Here is a 7,123-nt window from a genome sequence, read left to right on the forward strand (position 1 = left end):
CGACGCGGGGTCAGCCGATGACTTGGGCCGCGACCTCGGCCAGACGCTCCACCTGGTCGAGTTCGGCGATGGCGGGACCGCGATGACCTCGTCCATGCCCACAGCACGGCAGCGTTCGAGCGCAGCCCGCACCACTTGCGTTGTCGTGGGCGGTGATTGCATGATCTCGTCGACCGCGGCAGCACGCAATGCGGCAAGATTCTTGACCGATGCACTGGCCTCCACGGGCATCGGCTTGAGCGCGAATGCGTAGTAGTCGCGCAAGGCGGCGGTCGCCTTCGGGCGGGCGCTGGATGCCGGCTGAGAAGCAGTCGACGAAGTCCGCGGTCGTCTCGCGTTCCTTGGCGTCGGTGAACGCCGAACGTGCGTGCACGTCCAGACCAACACTCGTACGCTGACGTATCACCGGGGCCTCCTACATCTGTGGCTCGACCGGCCAGGACCCGATTCCCGTCGGCAACTCACGTTGACATGCAGTGAGCCCCAGTCTCCCCATACCGTCTAGCGGTGTCCTAAGACACCGATCACGAGCTAACACCCTCTCGACACATGAGCACGGAAAGAGCCTGCCGACGTGGACGATTCGACACGCGGCGAACGTCGGAATACAGCCCAGCACAACCCGAATCACCCTGGCAGTGTGGGTGTGATCGCGCGCGACGAGAGGTTGCCGGGCGGCGCTCGGTTATTTGCCTGAGCATGAGCAGCGCCAGTCGAACGGTGCCCGGCGCCAGTGGCTCAGCGGTCTGCGACCCGTGGTTGACCTTCGGTGCCGCGCGGATGAACCGTCAACGGGTCGGACCGGTTGACACCGCGGCCCGGATGCGCCGGATGGCGTCGTCGAGCCGGGCCAGATCGGGCGGACCGGTAAGCGCCATCTCCGCTTCGGCGGCCGCCTCAGATCCCGCCGGCCGGCGAAAGCTGCCCAGCGAGCCAGCGAGGTTATGGGCGGCGCGCTGCGCAGCGAGCAACTGTTCGGCACCAAGCCGGTCGGCGCGCGCAGCGCTCAGCGCATCCTCGAGCACGGAGATCCGCTCGTCGGCAACGTGTCGGAGCTGCAGCCACAGCCGCTCCACCTCGTCTGCGGGGTCGGCGGGATTACCCATCGTCCCAACCCAGCACTGTGGCCACCTCCCCAGCCAGACTGACCGGGTCGAAGGGCTTCTGCAGAATGCCGGCGATGTCGAGCTTGTTCAGTTCCTGGCGGTCCGAGGATTGGGCCTTGGCGGTGAGCAGGACGATCGGGATATGCCGGGTCGCCTCATCGGCCTTGAGCAAAGCAACAGTCGCCGGCCCGTCGGTCCCGGGCATCATCACGTCGAGCAGCACGGCCTCAACGGATTCGGTGCGGGCCATCTGCAGCGCGTCGGGGCCGCTCGAGGCGGTCACCACAGACCAGCCGGCCAGCCGCTCCAGGCTGAGCCGGGCGATCTCGAGGATGTCTTCCTCGTCGTCGACGACCAGCACCCGATGCGTCACGTCGCAACACCGAGTGTGCGCGGCAGCTCCAGGGTGAACGTGCTTCCGACGCCTGGCGAAGACGTGACCGTGATGGTGCCCTCGTGCGCCTCGACGATGCTCTTCGTGATCGCCAGGCCCAGCCCGGTGCCGGACTTCTCGCGGGCATCGGACGCGTCAGCCTGGGCGAAGCGCGCGAAGATGCGGTCCAGCGCCTCGGCCGGGATCCCCCGCCCGGTGTCGCTGATGTGCAGCCTGACGCTGTCTCCGTCGACATCGGCGGTGACGGTGACCACCGATCCCTCAGTCGAGAATTTCACAGCGTTGCTCAGCAAGTTGACCAGTGCCTGCACGATGCGGTCGCCGTCGACCACTACCTCCAGTTCCGGTATCGCACCCACCTCCAGTCGCACATTGCTGGCGTCGGCGGCATCGCGAACTGTTTCGACCGACTGAGCGACCAGCAGGTCCACCCGAACCTCCTTTCGGTTCAGCATGAGCCGGCCGCTGCTGAGCCGCTCGTAGTCGAGGACGTCGGTCACCAAGCGCACCAGCCTCTCGGTGTTGCGCAGCGCCCGGTCCACGAGCATGCGCGCTTCGCTCGGCAGCTCCCCGAACTTCCCGGTGGCCACCAGGCCCAGCGAGCCACGGATCGAGGTCAGCGGGGTCCTGAGTTCGTGGCTGATCACCGACACGAACTCGTCCTTCAACCGCTCGACCTCACGCTGTGCAGTCACATCCTCGAACACCACGACGCCGCCGATCTTCTTGGCGTCCTCGGTCAGCGGGGCCGCCGACGTACTGACCAGCACCGGGATGCCGTCGCGACGCCAGAAAACGTCGTCGACCGCGGCGAGGGTGCGGCCGTCGCCGATGGCCTTTGACACCGGACACTGCTCCGCCGGGTACGGCGTGCCGTCGGGGAACTGCCCGTGGACGGTGTTGTGGAAGTGCCGGCCGCGCAGTCCGTCCCCGTCGGCCCAGCCGGTGATGCCCTCGGCGGCGGGATTGGCCAACGTGACGACTCCTGCGGAGTCGATGGCGACGATGCCCTCGGCGGTGGCGTTCAACACCGATGTGAGGTGGTGGCGCAGCCGCTCGGCTGTCCGCGCGGCCCGTGTCACCTCGACGGCCTGGAACTCCACCTCCACCCAGCCGGCCAGGTCCCGAAGCTGCCGCCGCTGATCGGCCGTGAGGTGGCGGGGCTTGTGGTCAATCACACACAGCGTGCCGACCCGGTGCCCAGACGGGTCGTGCACGGGCTGACCGGCGTAGAACACCACGTGCGGCGAGTCCAGAACCGACGGATTGTTGGCGAAGACCGGATCGACCCGGGCGTCCACCACCTCCAAGATCTCGTCGCCCATGATCGCGTAGGTACAGAAGGAGGCGCCTCGCGGCGTCTCGCCCGGGTTCAGGCCGTCGCAGGACTTGAACCACTGCCGATTCGAATCGACGAGGCTGATCAAAGCGATGGGGGCGTCGAACACCTCCCTGGCCAGCCGGGTGATGCGGTCGAAGCGTTCTTCCTGCGGTGTGTCGAGCAACTCCAGGGCGTGCAGCGCGGCGACGCGCGCCTCGTCGTCGGCCGGTACCGGATGGGGTGCGGCGCCGCCTTGGGGGTGGGCGACCGAACTCATGCCGCGCCCGCAGACCGCGAAGCACCGGACGCCTCCGACGCGCCGGCCCCGCCGGTGCGCGGCGTTACCTTCCACGCCCGTTCGCGCATGACCTCCTTCAGCTGAGCCACCCGCGCGATGATGTTCTTGAATTCGGTGTAGGCCAGACTGGACACGGCCAGGTAGGACCAGAACCAACTCGTATGGCGACGGATCTCGGGGTCAGCCTTCAGATAGGAGAACAACGTCTGGCCGGGACCGACCGACAACGTGAAGATGGTGGTGATCACGAATATGGCGATCAGCCAGTCCAGATTGGCCAACCCACCCTGAAGTACCGCTTTGTAGGCGATGATCGGGAACATCTGTATCGAGATCCACGGGTAGACCTCGCGCCAACCGAGCAGGAAGACGCAGCCGAGCTTCTGCCGCAGGGTTAATGCTGGCGCGGTCAGGGCGGGCTTGAGGTGCCGCAACGAAACCTGAAACCACCCCTGCGCCCACCGCATCCTCTGGTTCCACAACGCGCGGACGGTCGTCGGCGCCAGCTCACGCGACACCAGTTTCGGGTCGGAGGCGATGCGAGCGCCGTTCTCGACAACCCGCAGCGACGAGTCGATGTCCTCGGTGAGCATCGATCCCCGCATCCGCGTCTCACGCAACAGCGAGGTGCGCCAGTAGCCGTTGGAGCCGCCGAAGATGCCGAACCCGTGCAGCCGGGTGCGGCCCGGATGGCTCACCGCGTAGATGGCTTCGAACTCGACGGCAATGGTCCGCGCAACCCAGGAGGTGTCGCCGTTGCGGATCACGCTGTGCCCCTGAACCACGTCGTAGCCGTTGCCGAGCCATTGCCATGCCCGGCTGAACGAGTCAGGGTCCGGGCAGTGGTCGGCGTCGAAGATGCCCACGAACTCGCCGGTGGCATGCGTCAACGCCGCGTTGACGTTCTGCGCCTTGGACGTCGATCCTTCGACCTTGAAGGGAACGAACCTCGGATCACGCCCGGCGATATCCTGCAGTGCCGACTCAATGGGCAGGGGCCGCGGGGTGTTGTAGGCGAGGATGATCTGCGTTGCTGCGCCATAGTCGACGGCTAGAAACGCGTCGATGGTCTCCATCACGGTCGCCGCCTCGTTCGGCAGGTAGGCGGCGATGATGGCGCTGGCCGGTGGCGGCGCCCCGGGCGGCGCTGGCGGCGGCTCCACCGGCCGCAGCGCGAGCAGGCCCTCGATCCAGATCGACGCGGCGGTGACCAGCAGCGCGGCCACCACCACCAGGTACGCCACGTTGGACACGTCGACGACCGCGGTGCCCATCCAGTAATAACCGAAAAACGGCAGGACCACGCCGACAACCAAGGTGAGCAGTATCTGGAACGGAGTCCGGAGACTGGCCAGCGGATCGTGTACCTGCCGGTGCCGCGGCTGCGGCGCCATCTGCCGTGTCCACCGCTGGGGCCGCAGGTCGAGGTGAGACTCGGCGTGCTCAGCGGCCACCGTCGCCTTGGCGATCAGATCGTCGACATCGCCGGCCTCGCCGAAGCTGACGAATCCGATCGATGGGGAGGTCCACACCCGCTCACCGTGCACCACCATGCTGCGCCCAACGACGGCACGGCTGACGGCCGCGAGTCGCTCGTAGGCGGACAGGGCCTCGGTTTCCGGCAGCAGGATGAGAAACTGTCCGCCGCTGCCGCGCCCGATCTCCTCGAGCGGACCGGCGCCGGCAGCCACCTCGGCCGCGAGCTGCCGAGCCAGCATGTCCAGCGCCGATGGCCCGAAGCGCAGGCGCAGTTCGGGTGCCTCGGCAATACTCAGTGCGGCCAGAAATCCCGCTCGCCCGGTGCGCTGCGCGCGGTCGAGTTCGCGTTGCGCGGTGTCGCGGAGGCGCTGTTCAGTGAGGACCCCGCTACGGACGTCGTGAGTGAGCATCTCGGCGGGGACGGGGCGGCGGGCGATCTTGGCATCGACGCGGGCGACGAGTTCGGAGACCTCGAACGGCTTGGTCATATAGTCGTCGGCGCCCAGTTGCAGCCCGGCCAGGACGTCCACGTTTTCGCTGCGCGACGTCAGGAAGATCAAGGGCACGGTTTTTCCTGCTGTGTCGGCCCGCAGCCGCTTGGTGAACTCGAAACCGTCTGTGTGCGGCATGTTGACGTCAGAAACGACCAGATCCGGAAGGACCAGTTCGATCTGCTGCAGCGCTTCATGACCGTTGCTGGCCGACACGACATCGTAACCGGCTCGTTGGAGCGCAGAAGACACCAAAGCGACGATCATCTCGTCGTCGTCAACAACCAGGATCATGCCGCGGCCGGACTCTCTAGCTCCGCGAGTCACCCGCATCCCCAGTTTGCCATCGGATACTGCACGCCCTCCTGCTGAGCGCCACTAGTAGGACCTGCTAGCCGGACCACGGTAGCAGCGTCAAATAGCCATCGACGACGCTTCACGAGGATCCGTTTCGATCGTCGACCGCGCAAGCCGCGAAGGCGTTCAGACCAGTGATGGTGGTGAGGAGTCGCCGCCGCGGTTCGCTGTCCAAAGTGGGTGATGAGCCAGTTGTCGGCGCCTCCGATCTGGCGATCGAGAGCGACGCTCATGAGATTTCCCGGGCAGCTCGATAGTGCTCGTGAATGCGGCGCGGCACTCAGGGGTGGATGGAGGCGGCGGGTGACTCAGGAGCGAAGCCCAGAGACTCGATGGGACGGCCGAGAATCGGGAGAGCCTCCGGCATTGGGGCTACTCGTCGTGCGCTCGCAGGCCGCTCGGTGACGTAGCCGATGCTGAGCCTTCCCGGATCGCCTCCGACCTCCTCCTGATTCTGACGTGCGGGTGCGGGGAGCGACGACGTTGTCACCCGGCATGGGACCGGAGACGGGATCGAACACGGCGGCCGTGTCGCGCATAGGCAGGTCACCGCCAACTTCATTGCCAGGCGACCCACACCTCCGCGCTCTCGGGACTGAGAGGGACTCGGCCGTGGGAGGGCTTGCTGTTAAGTGAGGTCGTCAGGGCACCGGCCCCTCAACCCCTGGCGGGCAAGGTGAGGGAAGGACGAATCCGTAGGACCAGCCCGGCGGAATGGCTTGCGGAGGCCTGAACCCCTGGCCCGGCGGCGGCCCGGGCAGATTTCGTTCCTTCCCAGACGTTTTGGGCCACATTGCCCTGCCCGCACCCGCTTCTCTACCGTCACGGCATCTCCTCGGCCCACGCCATGTGCCCCTCGAAACCCAGCGTTCTCGCCATGTCGCGGTAGCGGTCCCGATAGTTGCGGTAGGTGATGTCGTCGCCACGAGAACGAGCGAGCAGAGCACGGAGTCGCAGCAGGACGATCTCGCGAGGAACGAAGTTGTCGCCCAGCGGTATGCGCTCCAGCCGATCGAGAGCGGCTTCGGCTTCAGCGTGGTTCGCGTTGTCGCCTTGGGCCAGCAGCGTCTGTACCAGGACGTCGGTACTTGGAGCGCACCACGGGGCCTGTCCTCGATCGAGCAAATCGTCTATGGCTGCACGTATTTGCGGTAGGGCATCGTCACGTTTCCCCAACCTGGCCCTCTCGCGTGCGGCATATATGTCGACCAGCGGTAGATCCAGCTGGGAGTACCGATGTTGGAGGCACATGTCGCGCACCTGGTGTAGCAGCTGAAGTCCAACGGCCCGTCCATTGTCGAACGGTGTTTACTGGATGTCGCACGCCAACAACTGAATGTTGTTGACCTCGTTGCCAAAATCGATCGCAGCAGAAGATCCGTACCGAGAGCGGGTGACGAGGAAATTCCCACCCGGTCCGATGTTTCAGCGTTGGGCTGCGGTGTTCGAGGTCCGCGGCTATCAGGCGGCTTGGTCGTCGGGTGGTGCGGGTCCGCCGGGTTCGCCGGGTTCGTCGGTGGGCGTGGGTGGCGACGCGTCGGTGTGGCCGCGCCGGTCGCCGTCCTGGCTGGGCTGGTCTGATTCGGGCGGTGTGGTGTCGGTGTGGCCGGGGGGTGGCGGGTCGTCGGGTGGGCGGAGGAGCCGTTCGGGTCGGTGGTAGGAGTTGAGCCGGGTCTG

6 protein-coding genes and 1 pseudogene are annotated in these 7,123 nt (G+C 66.4%); 1 reads left to right on the forward strand and 6 read right to left on the reverse strand.

The features are described from left to right. Nucleotides 1-253, forward strand: a 253-nt coding sequence (locus JDV09_RS25765) for a hypothetical protein (RefSeq protein WP_221371974.1), incomplete at its 5' end; no start/stop codon positions are given. A 535-nt stretch (nucleotides 254-788) separates the two neighbouring features. Here the strand turns inward: JDV09_RS25765 and JDV09_RS25770 are convergent. From JDV09_RS25770 to JDV09_RS25795, 6 genes and pseudogenes are all read right to left on the reverse strand, one after another. Next, complete coding sequence (locus tag JDV09_RS25770) at nucleotides 789-1,106, reverse strand: Hpt domain-containing protein (protein ID WP_221371975.1); 318 nt, start codon at nucleotides 1,104-1,106, stop codon at nucleotides 789-791. After that, nucleotides 1,099-1,467 (reverse strand): response regulator, encoded by a 369-nt coding sequence (locus JDV09_RS25775; protein ID WP_221371976.1) that lies wholly within the window; start codon nucleotides 1,465-1,467, stop codon nucleotides 1,099-1,101. Before JDV09_RS25775 ends, JDV09_RS25770 begins: the two co-directional genes overlap by 8 nt. 8 nt (nucleotides 1,468-1,475) lie before the next feature. Beyond that, on the reverse strand, nucleotides 1,476-3,098 hold the full coding sequence (locus JDV09_RS25780) for a GAF domain-containing sensor histidine kinase (protein ID WP_221371977.1): 1,623 nt from the start codon (nucleotides 3,096-3,098) through the stop codon (nucleotides 1,476-1,478). Further along, the gene (locus JDV09_RS25785) at nucleotides 3,095-5,383 is read right to left on the reverse strand and encodes a response regulator (protein WP_221371978.1); all 2,289 of its coding nucleotides are present in this window, start codon (nucleotides 5,381-5,383) and stop codon (nucleotides 3,095-3,097) included. Before JDV09_RS25785 ends, JDV09_RS25780 begins: the two co-directional genes overlap by 4 nt. 885 nt (nucleotides 5,384-6,268) lie before the next feature. Further along, nucleotides 6,269-6,571, reverse strand: coding sequence for a hypothetical protein (locus JDV09_RS25790; RefSeq protein ID WP_221371979.1), 303 nt, complete (start codon nucleotides 6,569-6,571; stop codon nucleotides 6,269-6,271). 336 nt (nucleotides 6,572-6,907) lie between these two features. Beyond that, nucleotides 6,908-7,123: pseudogene (locus tag JDV09_RS25795) on the reverse strand (HNH endonuclease signature motif containing protein); the annotation flags it as partial.

Source organism: Mycolicibacterium xanthum (assembly GCF_019710635.1).
GTDB classification, from domain to species: domain Bacteria; phylum Actinomycetota; class Actinomycetes; order Mycobacteriales; family Mycobacteriaceae; genus Mycobacterium; species Mycobacterium xanthum.

Excerpts from the sequence above, each read along its gene's own strand:
- JDV09_RS25770 (WP_221371975.1), bottom strand. The coding sequence starts at position 1,106 with ATGGGTAATCCCGCCGACCCCGCAGACGAGGTGGAGCGGCTGTGGCTG.
- JDV09_RS25780 (WP_221371977.1), bottom strand. The coding sequence starts at position 3,098 with ATGAGTTCGGTCGCCCACCCCCAAGGCGGCGCCGCACCCCATCCGGTA.
- JDV09_RS25785 (WP_221371978.1), bottom strand. The coding sequence starts at position 5,383 with ATGATCCTGGTTGTTGACGACGACGAGATGATCGTCGCTTTGGTGTCT.